We start from the raw sequence: 19,718 nt of genomic DNA, 5'->3' as shown, positions 1-19,718 counted from the left end.
AGTAAATAAAAAATGAAAATAATGTATTGTATTACTAGCTCATCCTGGGGTGGTGCCCAGTTGCATGTATTGGAACTATGTAAAGATCAAATTAAAAGAGGAAACCAAGTTATCTTTGTAGTAGGAAATGAAGGGCCTCTTTTGACCAAGATAAAATCTATTAAGGGAGTCAAAATAATTTTATTGTCCTCCTTAAAAAGAGAGATTAGTCCTATTAGTGACGTTAAGGCTATTTTTGAATTACGAAGATTGATAACACATGAGCATCCTGATATCCTGCATTTGCATTCTTCAAAGGCGGGAACAATCGGTAGATTAGCTTGTATTGGGTTGAGAAGCCGAACAAAAGTTATCTTTACAGTTCATGGATGGGCTTTTACTGATGGAGTACCTTCTGCTTTTAAACGATACGTCTATAGATTAATCGAAAAATACGTTTCTTCATTAACAACTCTTTTTATATGTGTTTCAGAGTATGATAAGAAAATTGGACTTAGAGATGGAGTACTAACTGATAAATCAAATGTTGTTGTTATACACAATGGATCATATAAACCCCAAAGAACTGATGTTAATTTGTCAATCCATAATCCTTTAAGATTAGTTATGGTTGCCAGATTCTCTGAACAAAAGAATCAAAAAATGCTAATAAATACTATGAGTAAAATTGACAAAGGCCTTTGGAAGTTGACATTTGTTGGTGATGGAAGTACATTAACGCAATATAAAAAATTAGTAAGTAAACTAAATCTTTCTTCAAATATTAATTTTGTTGGATTTAAGGATGATGTGTCCCCATATTTAATAGAAAATGATGTTTACATACTTACTTCTTTTTATGAAGGCCTTCCGATTAGTATCATCGAGGCGATGAGTTATGGCCTTCCTATCATAGCAAGTAATGTTGGTGGAAATTCCGAACTAGTAAAGAACAATATCAATGGTTATTTGGTCCAATCGCAAAGTGATCTAGAGAAGAGTATATTGAAATTAATAAAAAATCCTGCAAATGTAAGAAGCATGGGAAAAAATAGCTTGGAAATGTTTAATAATTATTTCACGCTAGACCATAATTTAAGAAGCATTAATGCTGTATATGATAAATTACTTAATAATTAATATTTGACAATTTCACGTGCAGGTTGCATTTTTAATGAAATTTATCCAAGTGATTAGCATGAATAAATAAAGTTTAGAGGTCAACATGTTCTATTATTGCATTTTCTTTATGTCAAGTCTTTTTATAGGAATTTCTTCTTTATTCAATAAGCGAAAAAGTAAATTCTTTCAAATATTATTTGTTATGTTGGGAATACTGGTTCTTGCTTTAGTTAGTGGCTTACGTGATTATTCCATTGGGACGGATACAGTTAATTATAACCTGTTTTATAACTATGCTAATACGGCAGCCAATTTGGTCCAGTATTGTGGTAGCTTAAAGCATATTAGCGGAGTGGAATATGGCTTTTCAATTATTTGTTATTTTGTAGCAAAAAGTGGTTTGAGTCCTCATGTATTTTATTTTTTATGCCAATCCTTGATAGCATTAAATGTTTTTTTAGCATTAAATATAATGTCTAGGAATCTCAGCGTTACTTTAGGCTGGATGACCTATTGCTTTATGTTTTATACGTCCTCTTTTAATATTTTGAGGCAAATGATTGCACTTTCTTTTATATTATTAGGAATAGCCTATATGTATAGGAACCAGAGGATTAAATCAATATTGTTATTTGCAGTAGCCTGTCTTTTCCACAATTCATCAATTATTGGAATACTAATTTTCTTAACTGGGTATAGTGTGATGAAGTTTAAGGATAAGAAAAAGTTAGTCATTGCTATCGGCATAATTACTGCATTAATTCTTTTACTTCCCAAAACGATTGGTTTTTTAAACTTTGGGGGACTCCTTAGTGATAAATATTCCGAGTATTTGGTTGGAAATGTTAAAGTTCCAATTTTATTAACTGGAGCTATTAGACTGCCAATGATTATTTGCATGCTTTGGTGCATTATTCATAATAAAGAAAATAATAAGAGAGCTGATATATTTATTTACTTACTTATCGTTTTTGAATTAATAATGATACCTTTACAAAATATTTCTCCGGCTGTTGCCAGATTATTATTAGTTTTCGGGATTGCAAAGGTCATAGGATATCCTTTGATTATTAATAATATGTTTAGAAAGCCTACATTATCAAAAATCATAATCCAACTATTGTTCATTATTTATTTGGGCTTAATTTTCTATATTCAGGTTATCCAAAATAATAATGGAATGGTTTATCCTTATATAATAGCAGTAAATAGTTAGTCATTTGGTGTTAAAGAGATTGTAACTTAAGGAGGCATAACGTTGCAAATAGAATCGACACCTCTTATTTCAGTAATAATTGGTGTACATAATCTTTCCCCAAGGTGGATGAATGCAATAAAATCATTGAAAGACCAGACGTATACAAACTGGCAGTGTATTATTTGTGATGATGGTTCAACGGATGGCTCATATAGTAAACTTAAGAATCTAGAAAAAGAAGATAGTAGATTTACAGTAATAAAAAATGAGTATAATTTAGGCTTAGCATCTGCTTTGAATAACTGTATTAAGCATGCTGATGGTGAGTACGTTGCTAGAATGGATGATGATGATGTTTCTTTGCCTACACGCTTAGAGATTGAAGTCAAGTTTCTACTCAATAATTCTAACTATAGTTTTGTTTCTACTAGTTATTTTATAGATAATGGAGAAACTTTAATAAAAAAAGACGCTATAAATACTCCTTCGATAAATAACTTCTTATGGACTTCACCGTTCTTGCATCCAGCAACGATGTTTAGAAAACAGGATTTACAAAAGGTTAATGGGTATACAGAAGGCAAGATTACCTCCAGAGCTGAGGATTATGATTTGTATATGAAGCTATACTCAAATGGGTATTATGGATATAATATTCCAAAATATTTATATAAGTATTATGTTGGTAAAAGAGAAGTATATGCCAAATCAAAATATAAATATAGAATTTATGAGTCTATTGTTAGATTTAATGGCTTTAGAAGACTGAAAATACCTTTTGTAAGGTATTTCCCTTTTGTATTAAAACCTTTAATTATTGGTATTTTACCTAAAAATTTAGTTTATAAAGTTAGAACGAGGCATGATGAAAAATATAACAAAAATAGACGAAGTATATAATAGATTTCTATTAAATGTTGCAAAGATTAACAGGAAGTTAAACCTTTCAGTTAGTTTTAGGAAAAGATTCAATATGATGAGACATAAATTAATTCTAAATAGAATTAGTTCGTACTTACTTGAAGCCCTTCATGACACTGATGTAATCGATTTTAAACAAGAAAGTGAGAACAATGGTCCAATTTGGGTTTTTTGGTGGCAAGGGAAAGATGAAATGCCGTTAATAGTAAAGAAATGTTATAAATCAGTGTTAAGGTATGCAGGTGATAGACAAGTTATATTAATCAATAAGCGTAATTTCAGAAAGTTCACTGATATATCTAACATAATAATTGATAAAGAAGAAAAAGGTATGATAACCCTAACTCATTTTTCTGATATATTGCGGTTTAACTTATTAAAGAATTATGGTGGTCTTTGGCTTGATGCAACAATGTTTGTTACTAGTGAGATTACCGAAAAATATTTCAGTCCAATATTTACTTGTTCTGGATTTCCAAACGATGATTATTTTTTTGTAGCAAAGGGAAGATGGACCGGTTTCCTAATAGGAGGTTGTAAAGGTTCTGAGATATTTGTATTTATGGACAACTTCTTTAAGAGATATTGGTCTCGGAATGATTACTTGATTGACTATTTTTTAATTGATTATGCATTGTTTTTTGCTTGGAAGAACAATTTGAGTAATTTTTATAGCTTTACTAGTAAGACTAAGAAACTCAACAATCCAAATTTATTTGAGTTATCAAAACTTTTGAATAAGCCTTTTAACCTTGAAAAGTATAATTCAATACTAAAGGACACGGAAATGTATAAGCTTTCTTACAAGAAGAATTTGTCACATAATGAAAATTCTTTTTACAATATAATCATAAACAGTGATGTTAATTTACCTATACACAATTAAATAAAGGATTATTTTAGTAATGGCATACACACTTTCTATAATTATCCCCGCTTATAATGCAGAAAAAACAATTTCAGCATGTTTAGATTCAATTATTAATTGTTTTCGGGGGTTATTAAAAAAAATTGAGATTATAGTTATTAATGACGGTTCTACGGATAATACTTTGAAAATAGTCGAAAGTTATAACATAGTTCGTGTTTTTAATACAAGTAATTGTGGCGTTTCTGCAGCCAGAAATCTAGGAATAAATGTAGCGACTGGAAGCTATATTTGGTTTGTTGACGCCGATGATACACTTTGCGATTTTAATGGGAAAGAATTCCTTAATAAATTGAAAAATGATAATACTGATCTTTATTTATTTGGATTTATAAAAACTTATAATTTAAAAAATAATAATAAAAAGTCAATAATAGTAAAAAATAAAGTTGAAAATAAATATAATAAAGCAGAATTTACTAATGATTTTACATCTATTTTTAGTGAGAATGAATTTAATGTACCATGGAATAAAATTTATAAAAAAAGCATAATTAATCGTTATAATATTTCATTTATAAATAAAATGCAAAGCGGAGAGGATGCTGCTTTTAATTGTGATTATTTTGTTAATTGTAATTCACTAACAGTGTATCCATATACGTTGGTAAAGTATAACATTAGAGCTTTAAGGGATCGAAAATACAATAATAACTATTATAACGATTGTCAAATAATGCTATCTAAGATGAGCATGATGACAAGTAGGTTGGGGTTAAGTAAATCTTTCTTATCAAATAAATATGTGGAGATTAATAAAGGAATTGTTGATAATTTATTTTTAAAATATCCTAATAAGAACTGTAATACACATATTCTTTTTAATGACGTAGATAAAGAAATTATCAAAGGTAAAGTGAATTTTTTTCAACTTAGTCGAAAAAATAAAATAAAACAGATTGTATTCACTACAAAATTCAATATCTATCTACGGTTCCTTTTGTTGAAAATAAGTAGAAGTATAAAGTAAGTTTACTTAACATACTTATGGTATGGAGGAGATTTCGGTGAAGATTACAAGTTTTTTGAAAAACTTAATGACCATTATGTTTAGTAATGGTATTTTGCTAGTTAGTCAAGTCTTTGTTGGAATCTTGTTACCTCGGATACTTTATGTTAGTGATTTTGGTAATTACAGAATATTCATGCTATATTGCACATATGCTTCATTACTTCACTTCGGATTTGTTGACGGTGTACTGGTTAAATATGGTGGGGTCAATTCCAGCACTTTAAAAAAAGGGGAACTATCTCAATTATTTTCTTTTTTTATCTGCCTTGAGATCATAATTTCTATAATTATTATGACCACTAGTTTATTTGCACTGAACGGAAAGTATAAAATTATATTTGTAGCTGTTGGAATATATACGGTCATTTTTAATGTTGTAACATTTTTTCAATTTTTAAGTCAGGCCTTAATGAAGTTTGGAATGGTTGCTAGAATTAATAGTGCTTTGGCTGTTCTTAATACTTTCAACATTGGAATACCTCTAATATTTCTACATTTTTATATTATAAAAGAATTTACATATTGCGACTATCTTGTATTGTATCTGACTTCATATATAATTATTCTGTTTATTTATATCTATTCTTTTACTGTTAAGGAAAGAATAGTTTGGTTTACTTTAAAGTTTAATAAAAAGAGTATTATCAATATTTTTAAAATTGGTTTTCCTATAACTGTTGCTTCACAAATCGCTAATGTTACATTAAATCTGGACAACCAATTTGTTTCATTATTTTTTAGCACAGATAATTTTGCAAAATATTCTTTTTCGTATAATTTAATTTCTTTAACTATCTCTATTGTATTAGCAATTTCTACTGTTTTATTTCCTTATTTAAATCGTCAAAATAGGAAAACTTTAATTCATAATTATACGCAGAATATGGCTTTTATGTTGTTGTTTATTTACCTAACATTAATCAGCTATTATCCGATTGAGTGGATAATAAAGTTTATTTTGCCAGAGTATTACGACTCACTTGGTTATTTCAGGATCCTATTACCTGGAGTTGCAATCACCACCTCTATAACAACTATAATATTTAATCATTATAAGGTTACTGGTGAGATGAATACTTATTTAAAAAATGGAATCATTTCACTGCTTTTATCATTGGTGCTTTACTTCGTATCATATGAACAATTTCATAGTATATATGCATTAGCCTTTGCCTCACTGATAGCATTATTCATCTGGTTTTTCTTAGAAGATTATTCATTTCGAAAAAGGCATAATATTATTAGGTTTAATGAATATACCTATATAATCTTGGTGACATCTTTCTTTCAGTTAGTAACCTTTATCTTTAATAATCTCGCATCATTTATTCTATATCTTTTGGGATATGTTTTTTTGTCTTACTTGTTTGAAAGACAATATCTTAACAAAGCATTAGTAATTATCAGGCATCTTGTAAGTTAGTTTGCAGGCATGTACAAAGATGATTATGAATTCATTGATCTTGAGCATGCCTCATAAGGGTTATTTTAAACAAGAATATATATTGTCAAGTGCGATTTAAGAATTGGCCATTGCTAGTCGATATGACTTGCCTTTGATCTTAATCACATGCGAGAGGTAGATAAGGTGATCCAAAATTGCCTCTGCCGCTGATTGATTATGCAATGTAAGTAGTCAATAACGATACGTCTAGGCACGATCGGCCAATCCTCCTATACTGAAAACATAAAATTCAGTACAGGAGGTTTTTATAAAGGAAACACACAACATTGTAGCACCGGTTTTCAAAACTAAAAGTGAAGTAAGCACCGCGTACAATACCCCTTAGGGTTGACACTTTAAATAATAAAAGTGTGAATCCTAGGGGGTATTTTATATTGCAAGTTATTCTACGATAGAGAAACTTGCAGAGAGCGGAATTAAAATGTAAGAAAAACGACAACTTCAAACCGCCGTTTTCCTACATTTTAATTCCGCCCTCTACATTTCTACTTAAAGTCAAGTCATATCAGTACTTAACGACTGTATTGACCTTTTTTAATTTATTTTTTCCAATGAGAGTTTTCAATGCTAATTTTGCGTATACTAAAAACAACCAGTCCCAAAATGATTTTAAAAGTGTAATTGAACTGGCTATAATAGATGTTGATCAAGAGATTATCTTTGTCAATTAACGATGGTTGGCAAGCTGATAATCATATTTCTGACCATAGGTGGTAGATGGTTCTAATCAGTTTATGGACAGCTGCGATCGCAATCTTCTTAGAGCTTCGGCTCTGAGAAGATTTTTTCTTTTGCGAGTAGTAGTCCGAATGTGACAATGATGATAACGAATAGCTGAAGCTATTTGGTCAATTATTCGGTACAAAATTTTACAGGCCATTGCGTTACCGCGCTTACTAATATGGTCAGCCGCAGTAAATTGTCCTGATTCATAATGACGCAAATCTACTCCAACAAAGGCATTTAAGGCATTGGGGTTACGGAAGCGACGAATGTCACCTAAAGTGCTTAAGAGTAAGACTGCGGTTGTATTTTATATTCCTGGAATACTATTGAGAATTGATAAGTCATCATGTTTTAATTGGTGCGTCATGGTAACCATTTGAGTGACGACTGCTTTACGTTTACTAGTTAAAATAATGAGTCGTTGTGCATAGTCACGAGCTTGGCCAACTTGAGGGAAGTTCATCGGTACTGATGGATAAGTGTTATTGGCCAAACTTAGCAACCGCTGAGCAAGATACTTTGCACGATGATGACCAATTCCATTTAACGTCCTCAATTGTTTGGTAGTGTTATCAAGGCCGGCGGTCTTGACTAATGCAGGATGAGTAAATTTAATGATGCATTGCCAATAATTTTCGCCTTTTGGAGTTGAAAATAATTGTTCGATATCTGGAAAAACCTCTTGTAAAACCCGATGAAGCCGATTTTTCGAAATAATAAGATCGTGAGTCAACTGATCATAGTAATGCCCTAACGACTTTAATTTCTTATATATCAGAGTAATTTGGTACTCTGGATGACGATGAAAGATGTATTGAGAATTAGCTAGACCATAGGCATCATGCTTATCAGTTTTATTCAGGCGAAATCTCATTAACTGTTGTTTAGCTTTCAGGGGATTAAGCCGACAATAGTTAAAGTGATACGTATCTAAGAACGACTGTAGTCGTTCCGAATACACCCCGGTGGCTTCGAAAATGATTTCTGGTTTCTGGGCAAAGACTTTTAAATTACTTAGTAAAATATTAAAACCTACTCGATCATTACTAATTTCGTATCTCTTAATCACATTATCTTGCCCAATCATTTCGCAAACGTTAGATTTACGGCTGCTTACATCAATCCCAAAAACAACGACATTCTCATTATCCATTCCTTCTACCACCTAAGAGGACGAAACCATAATCCAAATCACTAAACTAATCTAATTTTCTATACACTGCATCATTGTGCCAACATACTTAGAAGTGACTTTTGTTTAGTGACCAGATCGTTAGTTTTATTTACGACGTCAATGCACCAAAGGGAACCAGGGCATTTTGATCTCGTCCTCTTCTCCATAATAAATGAAAAAGATGAATTGTAGTTCCGTCGAATTACAATCCATCTTTAGATTAGTATGTTTTGTTTGTGGTTATTCAAAAGTCTATCACAAATGGCTTTTTATATTTCTAACTTAATTTAACAAACGACGTAATTTAAATTGACATTTCGGGTAATTAAATTCTTATTATTACTAACTTCATGTCGTTTATAATTATCCATTGTTATATACCGTTAGCTGTGGTAAGTTGTGAGTGTATTATTATATACTATTATTAGTTTTACTAATTCCTCCACAGAAATGTGGAGGCTTTTTATGATCGATATTGGTATAGAAAGCTATTTTTCTATATCAACACCAGATATTTTAGAGCCATAAAAACAGTATAGATGAAGGTAATAGGGAGGAATTTAGAAATGTCTTACTCAATTTATATGGATGAAAAAGGTCCACAGGAGACCTTTAAGGATTCAAACTTTCAATGGGATGATAAGCTTAATTATGGCAGCGATAAAATGCATGATTATGTTGGTGTGGCATTGTGCTTTAATAATAAATATGTCAATAAAATCTCTAGAGAATTTGAAGACATTGAAAAAACTTATAAAGAAACTCCAAAAGTGGAAGTAGGTGGAGAGTTAAAAGGAAGTAAAATACTAAAAGGCAATTTTAAATATGGAATTGCAAGCATGTATAATGAATCACTTGAATATTATTTAAGTGTACTTGATTTGCTAATGAAATATAACGTAAAACCATTTCTATTTCAAGAAAATAAGATGTCTGTAGTGACTTCTGCAAAATTTAGAAATTGGATACTAGATGTTGCTGAGAAAGAAGATTTTCCTAAAGCCTATTTTCTAAAGTACAGTTTAACTAAGTATCTTGAAATAGAAAGTAATCAGTCGGTTCTTGATTGTGTTTTGGATAGTTCGCTTTCTGTTCAAGATTCTTTATCAGTTTTGGAAGAAAGTTTAATAAAATTTGTAAATAATCCTATTAATAATAATCCAAGAATGGAGGCACAACGTGAAAATTATAAGCAACTAATACGTATAATTAAGAGATACAAAGGGCTAAATTCATCAATTTATCGAAAACCTACGTTTGATTGGAACAAAATAGCATTTAAATATGATCTATGGCTAATTAACACTGGGTTAAAAAACGGTAGAGCTTCCTTACACCTAGATGAGGGGATTCCTAAGGAGCCATTTAGAAATTTAGAATTTTCTTCTATTGAGTCTGGAGGTAATTCTGCTGAGGAACCTTTACTTAGAATATGTGATGTTATGGCTGTTATTTGTGGTAAGCTTATTCAAAGCTTGTCGGAGAACGCTTTATACGATCCTTCTGAGCCAGCTAAACGGAAAACTATTGATGAAGAATTTTTTAATTTAACTATTCCTAATTATAAATTAAATAGTAAAATAACTAGCGAATCTAAATATAAGCTTGCATGTGATCTATATAAATATTTGTTCCATAATGTCCATTATGGAGTATCGATAGATGTTTATTTTGATAATTTTATACTTTTCAAAACTTTTCTTGCTCAAATTCATTCTTATAGTTCCTTTAAAGAATATAAATTTGCTTACAAAAACAGTCTTATACCTGAAGCAACTTTAAATCGTTTTATATCGAATGCTCAATATTGTACTGAACAATATTTCGCAAATGAAAGTGAGACAATACGTTGCTATTCCTCATTAAGAGAAGCGATAGATAAGGGTATGGTTATGGACATATGATTTATATATAACTAATTGTAAGCTAAGTGAAACGACTTCTCACTGCTTATAGAGTTTGATAATTTAATATTGAACGGTAATTAAATTGATATTGGCAAACTTTGACATCCTTATCTGTAATCACAAACAGTATTTATTTTCTAATCAAACGAAAGCGGCTGAAGTGCTGATTTAATTTATTAAGTCAATTAATTCGTCAATTCTAGATAAAAAACCTGATCATATGGTCAATTTCCACCAACCGTTTGCCGTAGTCGCACCGTCCTTACCTTCACAAAATAATGAAGCATTTATGAAGTTCGATTGAAAACCGTCCCCGAAATATTAACCAGCGTCAGTCTTCTTTAATTTGGAAAACGATTTAGTTAAGGAAGTTTGGTACAATAATGTTTTCATCGTGTCATCATAGTCATGTTATACTTGATTGACGATTCAGACTATTGGTTTACAATTTATGATTCATATATGTTAATTAGTTGAATTAGAGGTATAATAAAATTACCGATTTCGAAAAGCTGAGTCAATTTAAGGATGAGACTAATTTCAACATACGAATACAAGTAATTTAACCCATTGCTTGGAACGGATGTTTAACGTCTCTTCGAGTACTTGAATAATTATTTGTGTAATCACTTTAATGTCTCCTTGTGAGCTGTTGAGTGTAATACATTCAATGATATTGTAATTGAATTTGGTAGGCCACCATTATGTGATTATAATGTTCTTAGAAGCGAAGTCAGTTACTCAGAACTGCTTTTCATAAGATATACGGATACAAACACATGTTACTGCCAAACTGGTTGTATCCGATTTTCATTTTTCTACGAATAGTCAAGTATATTAAGGCATTTCTTTGAATTTAAGTTAGAAAAAAGCTATTTAGGTAATTAAAGTGATGTGTACCCCAGAGTTGGAAATCAACTCTGGGGGTATTTCTATGACCAAAATCAGCATTAATACTAAGGTTAAAGCTGTTGAGGAGTATGCCAATGGAACAGCTAGCTTAGCTGCTATCAGAAATAAATATGAAATCTCTAAACTAGATTTTTAAATTTGTGTGAGAATTTATGCAAAATTTGGCAAACAGGCACTGCTCAATCCACCAAAGTAACTGTGGATTTTCGCCTGAATCTGGTAAAGTGGAAACAAGAAAATTCGGCGTCAATCCCTAAAACTTGTATTCACTTTGCCTTTCGCTCGCCAGGATCAGTATTAAAATGGGAAGCTATCTATAATAAGCAAGGGCCGCAAGCTTTAATGGAATTACGTCGCGGAAGGAAACCCAAACATTGTCGAACAAGACCACAAGGCTCGAAATCAGCAACTACTTCAACTCCAAAAGCAGTACCAAGCGCTACAAAGAGAAAACTTATTATTAAAGATACAACTCGACGCCTCAAAAAAATTGATAGCCTTGAGGAAGCATCCAAAAAAGAACTCGCACAAGTAATTTATGAACTCAAGGCTAAATATCTATTAAAGGATTTAATTGATGCGCTTCCTATTGCCATGTCAACTTATCAGTACTGGCAAAATCGGTTTGAACACCCGGATGAGGATGAAGAAGAACTTAAAACAGTTATTAGAGGGCTCTTTAACTATTACCAAGCAGAATACGGTGTACGTCGTTTAAGTGCTCAAATCCGAGAATACTATCGTTTAATTGGTAAGGAAGCCCCTAATCACAAGCGCGTCCAGCGCTTGATGTACGAAATGGGGTTTAAAGTGTACCAAATATAATCGTCGGACACGAAAATATGACTCGTCTAAGGGTCCTAATGGTAAGAAAGCCAAGAATAAACTCAATCGACGCTTCATGAGTAATCGTAAATATCAGAAGATGGTTTGTGATATTACCGAATTGAAAGCTCATAACGGGAAAAAAGTTTATTTAGAGATCATCAAAGATTTAGCAACTAGTCAAATTCTCACCTGGTCAATTGGCCAGCATCCTAATCTTCAATTTGCTTTAAAGCCACTTCAGCAACTGCTTAAGCAGTTACCATCTACCGGTTATTAATTAACTCTTCACACTGATCAAGGATGGCATTATCAACATCGAGCTTGGCGTAAGTTTCTTCGTAAAGGGAAATTATGTTCGAAAAAATTGATAAAGACTTGTATTCTAATATGTGCAAAGAGCAATGGAGTACTAAAAAGTACAAATTTTTATTGATTCAAAAAAGGAATCCAAAGTAGATTGGAAAGTTCCATTTACGATTTTAGGGACTTTTACTAGTTTGCTTGCTTTAGCCGTTTCTGTCTTAGCGATATACTTTTCAATGAAGTTCGGCTTATATACCACTTTGCTTTCACAAATTGCGGATAAGGGGACGGTTAATCAAGCTACTAATATGGTAAATGACCTGGGCATACCTACAGCTAATGATTTTAAATTTCTAGTTAAAGTCATAGTATATTCTTTTATAATAAGTATTCTTGCTATGAGTGTTTATGAAATCTACTGTCAATTTCGAAATTACAAAATTAATTTGGCTATTACAACTGCTCGTAAATATTTTTTTGATAAGGTAGATTGTAAAATTTAAGTTGAACATTAAGTGGACAGAAAAACCCATAAAGGTCTTTAATAGTGTTACCACAACACTCCATAGAAAGAAGGACCTTTATGGGCAACACCATCTTATCATTTTCAGACCGCGTTGTCATTGAAACTCTTCATAACGAGAAACGTTCCTTACAATATATCGCTGACTACTTAGGCTTTAGTAAAACTACTATCTTCAATGAGCTTCATCGTCTAAACGGTGCTTATCAGGCGCAATTAGCCCAAGATAACTTTGAAAAGAAAGTTGCCTAACGGGGACGTAAACCTGCCCTAACCAGTAATCTCAAACGACTGATTGAAGAGAAAATCAAAGTCCAGAAATGGTCAGCTGAGCAGGTTGCCCATGTGGTCGGCATTGCCTATAAGTCAATCTACAATTGGATCGACCAAGGCTGGCTTGATCTTCAGCTCAAAGACTTACCAGATCATGGTATCCGGAGGCATCGAGTCCAAGAAAAGCGCGGTACTTTTAGCTAGTGTTGACACTCGTCAGGAGTTTGGCCATTTTGAGGCTGATACAGTCCTCTCTGGCAAACGTAAGGGCCAGGCAGTCGCAACCACTTTGTAGAACGGAAGAGTCGTCTTACCATCATTAAACGCCTTAATGGTCGGGACAGTCAGTCGATGACAGAGGCAATTGTTGAGGTAGCTCGTCAGCTTAATGGGAAAGCTCAAAACATTGACCGTTGATCACGGGAAAGAATTTGCGGACTTTCGCGCGATTGAAGCATTAATCAGTACCCAGGTATACTTTGTTCACGCTTATTCGCCACACGAACGTGGCAGCAATGAAAACCGTAATCGAGTTCTACGTCGCTTTATTCCTAAGGGAAGGCCAATTGAAGAGCTAAGTGATGACGAACTAATTCAGATTAACTGGTACTTGAATTCTCGGCCACTTAAATGTCTTCATTGGCATTCACCTATCGAGATCTTTTTGCTTAATCTGCGTCAATAAAATTGTTCAATTTATTTCTTGCAATCTGCCATAAATAATTAGAAGAAAAGTGCTTGAGATAATATGAAACCTTGAAGTGCATCCCCATAGTTGGACAAATAATCCAACTATGGGGGTTTTACTATGGCTAAATTTAATTTTGATACTAGGCTGAAAGCTGTCCAGCTGTATTTAGCTGGTATAGGTTCAACCACAGTTGCGCAGCGATTGGGTATTAAGCAGAGAAACTACGTTTTGATGTGGGTAGCTCGCTATCAAAAATACGGAATTAAAGGTTTAGAAATTCGTCAACCTAAGTATGATTATGATGGCAAATTTAAGCTCCGTGTCTTAAACTGGAAAAAACAATACAAGGCTTCGTACTCACAAACAGCGCTTCATTTTGACATTAGTAATGCTGGAACCATAGCTAACTGGCAAAAGAAGTTCGATCAAGGTGGTACCCAGGCCTTGTTTACCAGAAGAGGACGGGCAAAGCATATGACAACCAATCACAATCGCCAAGCTAGTAAAAAACTATCTGAGTTAGAACGCTTAAAAGCGGAAAATCGAGCTCTGAAAGTCGAGAATGAATACTTAAAAAAACTCGAGGCCTTAGTTCAGTCTCGCGCACAGTCAAAGAAGAATATCAAATTATCCAAGAACTAAGGCATGAATTTGGATTTAGCTTAACGGAGATATTACCATATACCACCATCAAGCTAAGTACGTTCTATTATCAAGCGCACCGCCGTGGAATTAAAGTTAATCATAAGCGAGTTAATCGGTTAATGCGTGAACATGGGCTATTATCACGAATGTACAACCGACAAACACGGAAATATGATTCATCAATTGGGCCCCAAGGTAAGAAGGCTAAGAATCGTTTACATCGACGCTTTAAGACTGATCGGCCATACCAAAAGATGGTAACGGATGTGAGTGAGTTTCGGTACGGCAATATGGGCCAAGCTGAACGAATTTACCTGTCACCAATTAAGGATCTTTGTACCGATGAGATCGTTAGCTTTAATATCAGTGATCACCCTACCACTGACTTTGTGATGAAACCATTAACGGAGTTAATTAAGCAGCGCCCGGCACTTAACTACCGCATGACTGTTCATAGCGATCAAGGAGTGCAGTACCAAACGGATAAATGGTGTCACACGTTGAAGAAACATCACATTTTTCAAAGCATGTCTCGTCGAGCAACCTGTTTAGATAACGCACCAATGGAGAGTTTCTTTCATACCATGAAAGTTGAACTATATTATGAGCAACACTATAAAACTAAGTGAGAGTTAATTACAGCAATGAAGGAGTGGATAAGCTACTACAATCAGGACAGAATTAAGCATAAATTAAAAGGCAAGACTCCGATTGAATATCGAAATCTTGCCTTAGAAAAAGTGGCCTAATTAAAGTGTCCAACTTATAGGGTGCACTTCAATTTTAAGTTTTGGACTTCATGGCCTTTTTGTTTAATTGAAGATATGGCACTTAGATTGTAAATACGTGGTTTAAAATGGAAAACGAGAAATGTAATTAATGATTTCTTGTAATTTTGTTAAAATGGATTTTGTAGTTTAATTAATCACTAGTTTGGCGACAGATACAGATTAACCTATTGTAGTGACTATAATTATAATAATATGTATAAATACTATTTCAGTAGAAAAAATCGCAATAAATATGAGTAATTTAATGTAATTATTATTGAAAATGATTGTAACTACTTCATTATTAAATTTGACGAGGTAGCTTTTTATATGTCAACAAAGTAAAAATGGAAATTCGGAGGCGAGGTTAACTGATGGTGTAAGGCTTGAGTAACTTTGTAATAAACTTGCTGTACCTTTTAATATTAACGAAAAAGCAGGAGTTTTAATTAAATTATTTAAGGAAGTTTGGCTTTGTATAACGCAGGTATGTTTCTATAAATACGATAAAACTTGGGAGGTCACTATGAAAGGAATTATTCTTGCCGGAGGATCCGGTACACGTTTGTACCCTATTACACGTGGCATTTCAAAACAGCTGATTCCAGTTTATGATAAACCAATGGTATATTACCCATTGTCAACGTTAATGTTGGCTGGTATTCGGGATATTTTGGTGATTGCTAGACCTGAATATATGCAATTATTTCAGGGCTTGTTGGGGGATGGCTCTGATCTGGGATTGCATTTCTCATATAAAGTACAGGAACATCCCAATGGTTTAGCCGAAGCCTTTATCCTAGGTGAAGACTTTATTGGTGACGATAGTGTTTGTCTGATCTTAGGGGATAACATTTATTATGGAGCTGGTTTGTCTGAGCTTGTTCAATCGGCGGCCAAGAAGACTGATGGAGCAACGGTCTTTGGTTATCATGTTAATGATCCAGAACGCTTTGGAGTCGTTGACTTTGATGACCAAATGCATGCATTGTCCATTGAAGAAAAGCCAGCACATCCGAAGAGTAATTATGCGGTAACTGGCTTATACTTCTATGACAACAATGTCATTGATATTGCTAAGAATATTAAACCTTCAGCCCGTGGTGAATTAGAGATTACGGATGTAAATAAGGAATACTTACGTGAAGGGAAGCTGGATGTCAAGTTAATGGGTCGGGGCTATGCCTGGTTAGATACCGGAACCCACGATTCGATGCTCGAAGCGGCCAACTTTATTGCTACGATTGAACGGCGCCAAAACTTAAAGGTGGCTTGTCTGGAAGAAATTGCTTATCGGATGGGGTATATTGATTGTGATCAATTAGTCAAGTTAGCTCAGCCATTGAAGAAAAATGACTATGGTCAATACCTCTTACGGTTAGCTGAACAGGATTAGGAGATGGATAGTTGATGGGACAATTAAAAGTACAAACAACGAAGTTACAAGATGTTAAGCTGATCACGCCCAAAGTTTTTGACGACAATCGGGGGTTCTTTGAAGAAACCTACTCTGATCGTGACTTTAAAGAAGCAGGCATTGACTTCAATTTTGTCCAGGATAATCAGTCACTTTCTAGCCGGGCTGGTGTTTTACGTGGCTTGCACTTTCAACGCGGTAAAGCTGCGCAAACCAAATTGATCCGGGTCGTTACTGGAGCGGTGTTAGATGTAATTGTTGATGTCCGGAAGGGCTCACCAACTTACAAACAATGGGAAGGTTACATTTTATCCGCAAGTAACCATCGTCAATTATTAGTACCACGGGGTTACGCTCATGGCTTCTTAACTCTAACTGACAATGTCAACTTCTTGTACAAGGTTGATAACTATTATGATGCTGAAGCGGATGGTGGCTTCTCCTTCAAGACGCCGGAGTTAGGTATTGATTGGCCAATTGACTTTGATAAAGCAATTACTTCGGAAAAGGATGCCCACCAACCAAGCTTTACCGAATTTGAGAAGCATAATACCTTTGTTTATGGTGAAATTTAAGGAGTTCGTTAACGATGAAAAAAGCATTTAAAAATATTATCGTAACTGGTGGGTGCGGTTTTATTGGATCTAATTTTGTTCACTTCTTAGTTAACCATCATCCGGAAGTCGAACACATTACCGTCTTAGACAAGTTAACCTATGCTGGTAATCCCGCTAATATTGCGGGCTTGCCAAAGGATAAGGTTGAATTAGTCGTTGGTGATATTTGTGATAAAGACCTAGTTGATAAACTAGTCAGCAAAGCTGATGCCGTTGTTCACTATGCCGCAGAGAGTCACAATGATAATTCATTAATTGATCCAACGCCATTTATCAAGACTAATATTGAAGGGACCTTTACTCTAATTCAGGCTTGTCGGAAATATGATGTCCGCTATCATCATATCTCAACTGATGAAGTTTATGGTGACTTACCATTACGGGAAGACTTGCCAGGCCATGGTGAAGGACCGGGTGAAAAATTTACGCCAGATTCACCTTACCGGCCATCCAGCCCATATTCTTCTTCAAAAGCTAGTTCGGATCTACTAGTCCGGGCGTGGGTCCGTTCCTTTGGTTTACGCGCTACGATTTCTAATTGTTCCAACAATTATGGACCTTATCAGCACATTGAGAAGTTCATTCCGCGTCAGATCACGAACATCTTAAGTGGTACTCGGCCAAAATTATATGGCTCTGGAAAGAATGTCCGTGATTGGATTCATACTAATGACCACTCACGAGCAGTCTGGGATATCTTAACTAAGGGCAAGATCGGGGAAACTTACCTGATTGGTGCCGATGGTGAAAAGAATAATAAAGAAGTTTTGGAAATGATCCTGGAATTGATGGGTCAACCTAAGGATGCTTATGATCATGTCAAGGATCGTCCGGGTCATGATCTGCGCTATGCGATCGATGCCACTAAGATCAAGACGGAACTGGGCTGGCAACCAGAATTCACTGACTTTAAGAAGGGCCTCCAACACACGATTGATTGGTACACCCAACATGAAGATTGGTGGAAAGATGAAAAAGCAGCCGTAGAAGCTAAATATGCGAAGCATGGTCAATAAAGATTAAGAGAGTCGTAAGTTATCCTTAAGGTTACTTGCGGCTCTTGTTTTAAGGAGAAACACATGACGAAAATTATGATTACCGGAGCTCATGGTCAATTGGGCACTGAATTATGTCGCTTACTGGATGAAAAGGGCCTTGATTATGACGCATTTGGATCACAAGAACTTGATATTACAAACGCCCAAATGGTAGAAAAACGCTTTGCGGAAGTTCAACCAGCAGTGGTTTTTCATTGTGCCGCTTATACGGCAGTTGATAAGGCCGAAGACGAAGGTAAAGAGCTTAATTGGTTAGTAAACGAACAGGGAACTAAGAATGTAGCAATTGCAGCTCAAAAAGCTAGGGCCACTTTGGTGTACATCAGTACTGATTACGTTTTTGACGGGACTAAACAAGGTGAGTACCAAGTTGATGATCCGACTCATCCAATGAATGAATACGGAAAAGCTAAACTGGCTGGCGAGCAAGCGGTTCAGCAGATCATGGACAAGTACTATATTATTCGAACTTCCTGGGTATTTGGTCAATATGGTCATAACTTTGTATACACGATGTTACGTTTAGCCAAGACTCATGATCATTTGACCGTGGTTAATGACCAGATTGGACGACCAACGTGGACCCGTACTTTAGCCGAGTTTATGTTGTATACAGTACAGAAGCAGGTCCCTTATGGAATTTATCAATTATCCAACAATGGTGCTTGTTCTTGGTATGAATTTGCAAAAGCAATTTTAAAGGATAAAGATGTTAAAGTTAGTCCGGTAATTTCCGCGGAATATCCACAAAAAGCCTATCGTCCTAAGCACTCTGTGATGAGTTTGGATAAGGTGAAGAAGACGGGATTTAAGGTTCCAACATGGGAAAAGGCACTCAATCAATTTGTGAATGATGTTACTACCAATTAGATGTTTTATGTAACGTTATCATGAAATATAATTGGCAGATTACGATTTTTATTGCAGTTACTCTATATTTGTAGAGGGCGGAATTAAAATGTAGGAAAACGGCGGTTTAAGTCTATAATGTCCTCTAAGTATGCAGATGAAATAGAAAATTCATCTTATACTTAGAGGGCTTTTTATAACTAGGAAAGCAAGATTTAGTGTAGAAAAGATAAGCACCAAATAATGATACGTATGGGAAAGACTTCCTTGCGTAATACATCAGTTTTAATGTTACTCAAGACGCTTAATAATTTTATACACCCTTTTAAGATAGAATTAACGAAGCATACTGTTACACTATTCATTATTGATTCGTTCCTTAGGGGTTGATGGTTAAATA

18 protein-coding genes and 2 pseudogenes are annotated in these 19,718 nt (G+C 34.2%); 17 read left to right on the top strand and 3 right to left on the bottom strand.

The features are described 5' to 3' along the window. Positions 1-12: 12 nt before the first annotated feature. The 6 genes from FD27_RS05835 (at position 13) to FD27_RS05810 (ending at position 6,583) form a co-directional block, all read left to right on the top strand. The gene (locus FD27_RS05835; protein ID WP_057750923.1) at positions 13-1,119 is read left to right on the top strand and encodes a glycosyltransferase family 4 protein; all 1,107 of its coding nucleotides are present in this window, start codon (positions 13-15) and stop codon (positions 1,117-1,119) included. 109 nt (positions 1,120-1,228) lie between these two features. After that, positions 1,229-2,317: an EpsG family protein gene (locus FD27_RS05830; RefSeq protein WP_162258504.1), complete on the top strand. Its 1,089-nt coding sequence runs from the start codon at positions 1,229-1,231 to the stop codon at positions 2,315-2,317. Positions 2,318-2,359: 42 nt separating this feature from the next. Further along, positions 2,360-3,199: a glycosyltransferase family 2 protein gene (locus FD27_RS05825; RefSeq protein WP_057750916.1), complete on the top strand. Its 840-nt coding sequence runs from the start codon at positions 2,360-2,362 to the stop codon at positions 3,197-3,199. Beyond that, a complete protein-coding gene (locus FD27_RS05820) occupies positions 3,162-4,106 on the top strand; it encodes a capsular polysaccharide synthesis protein (RefSeq protein WP_083482697.1) in 945 nt (314 codons plus the stop codon). The genes FD27_RS05825 and FD27_RS05820 overlap by 38 nt, the downstream gene beginning before the upstream one ends. 19 nt (positions 4,107-4,125) lie before the next feature. Further along, complete coding sequence (locus FD27_RS05815) at positions 4,126-5,118, top strand: glycosyltransferase family 2 protein (RefSeq protein ID WP_057750909.1); 993 nt, start codon at positions 4,126-4,128, stop codon at positions 5,116-5,118. Positions 5,119-5,155: 37 nt separating this feature from the next. After that, positions 5,156-6,583 carry an oligosaccharide flippase family protein gene (locus tag FD27_RS05810; RefSeq protein WP_057750906.1) on the top strand — a complete coding sequence of 476 codons (1,428 nt, stop codon included), beginning with the start codon at positions 5,156-5,158 and terminating at the stop codon, positions 6,581-6,583. 96 nt (positions 6,584-6,679) lie between these two features. Here FD27_RS05810 and FD27_RS08925 read toward each other — a convergent pair. The 3 genes and pseudogenes from FD27_RS08925 to FD27_RS05805 all read right to left on the bottom strand — a co-directional run. Next, positions 6,680-6,787: pseudogene (locus FD27_RS08925) on the bottom strand (ATP-binding protein); the annotation flags it as partial. A 565-nt stretch (positions 6,788-7,352) separates the two neighbouring features. Next, complete coding sequence (locus FD27_RS08920) at positions 7,353-7,619, bottom strand: transposase (RefSeq protein ID WP_235803027.1); 267 nt, start codon at positions 7,617-7,619, stop codon at positions 7,353-7,355. A 39-nt stretch (positions 7,620-7,658) separates the two neighbouring features. Further along, positions 7,659-8,504 carry an IS110 family transposase gene (locus FD27_RS05805; RefSeq protein WP_235803015.1) on the bottom strand — a complete coding sequence of 282 codons (846 nt, stop codon included), beginning with the start codon at positions 8,502-8,504 and terminating at the stop codon, positions 7,659-7,661. 587 nt (positions 8,505-9,091) lie between these two features. On the opposite strand from FD27_RS05805, the gene FD27_RS05800 reads away from it, so the two are divergent. The 11 genes and pseudogenes from FD27_RS05800 to rfbD all read left to right on the top strand — a co-directional run bounded on the left by FD27_RS05800 (position 9,092) and on the right by rfbD (position 19,339). Further along, positions 9,092-10,429 (top strand): hypothetical protein, encoded by a 1,338-nt coding sequence (locus tag FD27_RS05800; RefSeq protein WP_057750903.1) that lies wholly within the window; start codon positions 9,092-9,094, stop codon positions 10,427-10,429. A 1,053-nt stretch (positions 10,430-11,482) separates the two neighbouring features. Next, positions 11,483-12,169: an IS3 family transposase gene (locus FD27_RS08915; protein WP_235803014.1), complete on the top strand. Its 687-nt coding sequence runs from the start codon at positions 11,483-11,485 to the stop codon at positions 12,167-12,169. 76 nt (positions 12,170-12,245) lie between these two features. After that, complete coding sequence (locus tag FD27_RS08910; protein WP_235803013.1) at positions 12,246-12,449, top strand: hypothetical protein; 204 nt, start codon at positions 12,246-12,248, stop codon at positions 12,447-12,449. 609 nt (positions 12,450-13,058) lie between these two features. After that, positions 13,059-13,956, top strand: a pseudogene (locus FD27_RS05785) (IS30 family transposase). Positions 13,957-14,079: 123 nt separating this feature from the next. After that, entirely contained in the window at positions 14,080-14,604 is a 525-nt protein-coding gene (locus tag FD27_RS05780; RefSeq protein ID WP_057750897.1) for a helix-turn-helix domain-containing protein, read from the top strand. Further along, positions 14,529-15,236, top strand: a complete 708-nt coding sequence (locus tag FD27_RS05775) for an IS3 family transposase (RefSeq protein WP_420814192.1) — start codon at positions 14,529-14,531, stop codon at positions 15,234-15,236. The genes FD27_RS05780 and FD27_RS05775 overlap by 76 nt, the downstream gene beginning before the upstream one ends. A gap of 15 nt (positions 15,237-15,251) precedes the next feature. After that, positions 15,252-15,356 carry an IS3 family transposase gene (locus FD27_RS09065; RefSeq protein WP_083482695.1) on the top strand — a complete coding sequence of 35 codons (105 nt, stop codon included), beginning with the start codon at positions 15,252-15,254 and terminating at the stop codon, positions 15,354-15,356. 547 nt (positions 15,357-15,903) lie between these two features. Next, positions 15,904-16,773: a glucose-1-phosphate thymidylyltransferase RfbA gene (gene rfbA / locus FD27_RS05770; protein WP_057750894.1), complete on the top strand. Its 870-nt coding sequence runs from the start codon at positions 15,904-15,906 to the stop codon at positions 16,771-16,773. 14 nt (positions 16,774-16,787) lie between these two features. Next, positions 16,788-17,369, top strand: coding sequence for a dTDP-4-dehydrorhamnose 3,5-epimerase (rfbC, locus tag FD27_RS05765; protein WP_057750891.1), 582 nt, complete (start codon positions 16,788-16,790; stop codon positions 17,367-17,369). A 14-nt stretch (positions 17,370-17,383) separates the two neighbouring features. Then, on the top strand, positions 17,384-18,427 hold the full coding sequence (gene rfbB, locus FD27_RS05760; RefSeq protein ID WP_057750888.1) for a dTDP-glucose 4,6-dehydratase: 1,044 nt from the start codon (positions 17,384-17,386) through the stop codon (positions 18,425-18,427). 63 nt (positions 18,428-18,490) lie between these two features. Then, a complete protein-coding gene (rfbD, locus tag FD27_RS05755; protein ID WP_057750884.1) occupies positions 18,491-19,339 on the top strand; it encodes a dTDP-4-dehydrorhamnose reductase in 849 nt (282 codons plus the stop codon). Positions 19,340-19,718 lie beyond the last annotated feature (379 nt).

It is taken from the genome of Limosilactobacillus frumenti DSM 13145, from assembly GCF_001436045.1.
GTDB classification, from domain to species: Bacteria; Bacillota; Bacilli; order Lactobacillales; family Lactobacillaceae; genus Limosilactobacillus; species Limosilactobacillus frumenti.
The sequence above is the reverse complement of the archived record's forward strand: the minus strand, read 5'-3'. Positions and strand labels throughout refer to the sequence as shown.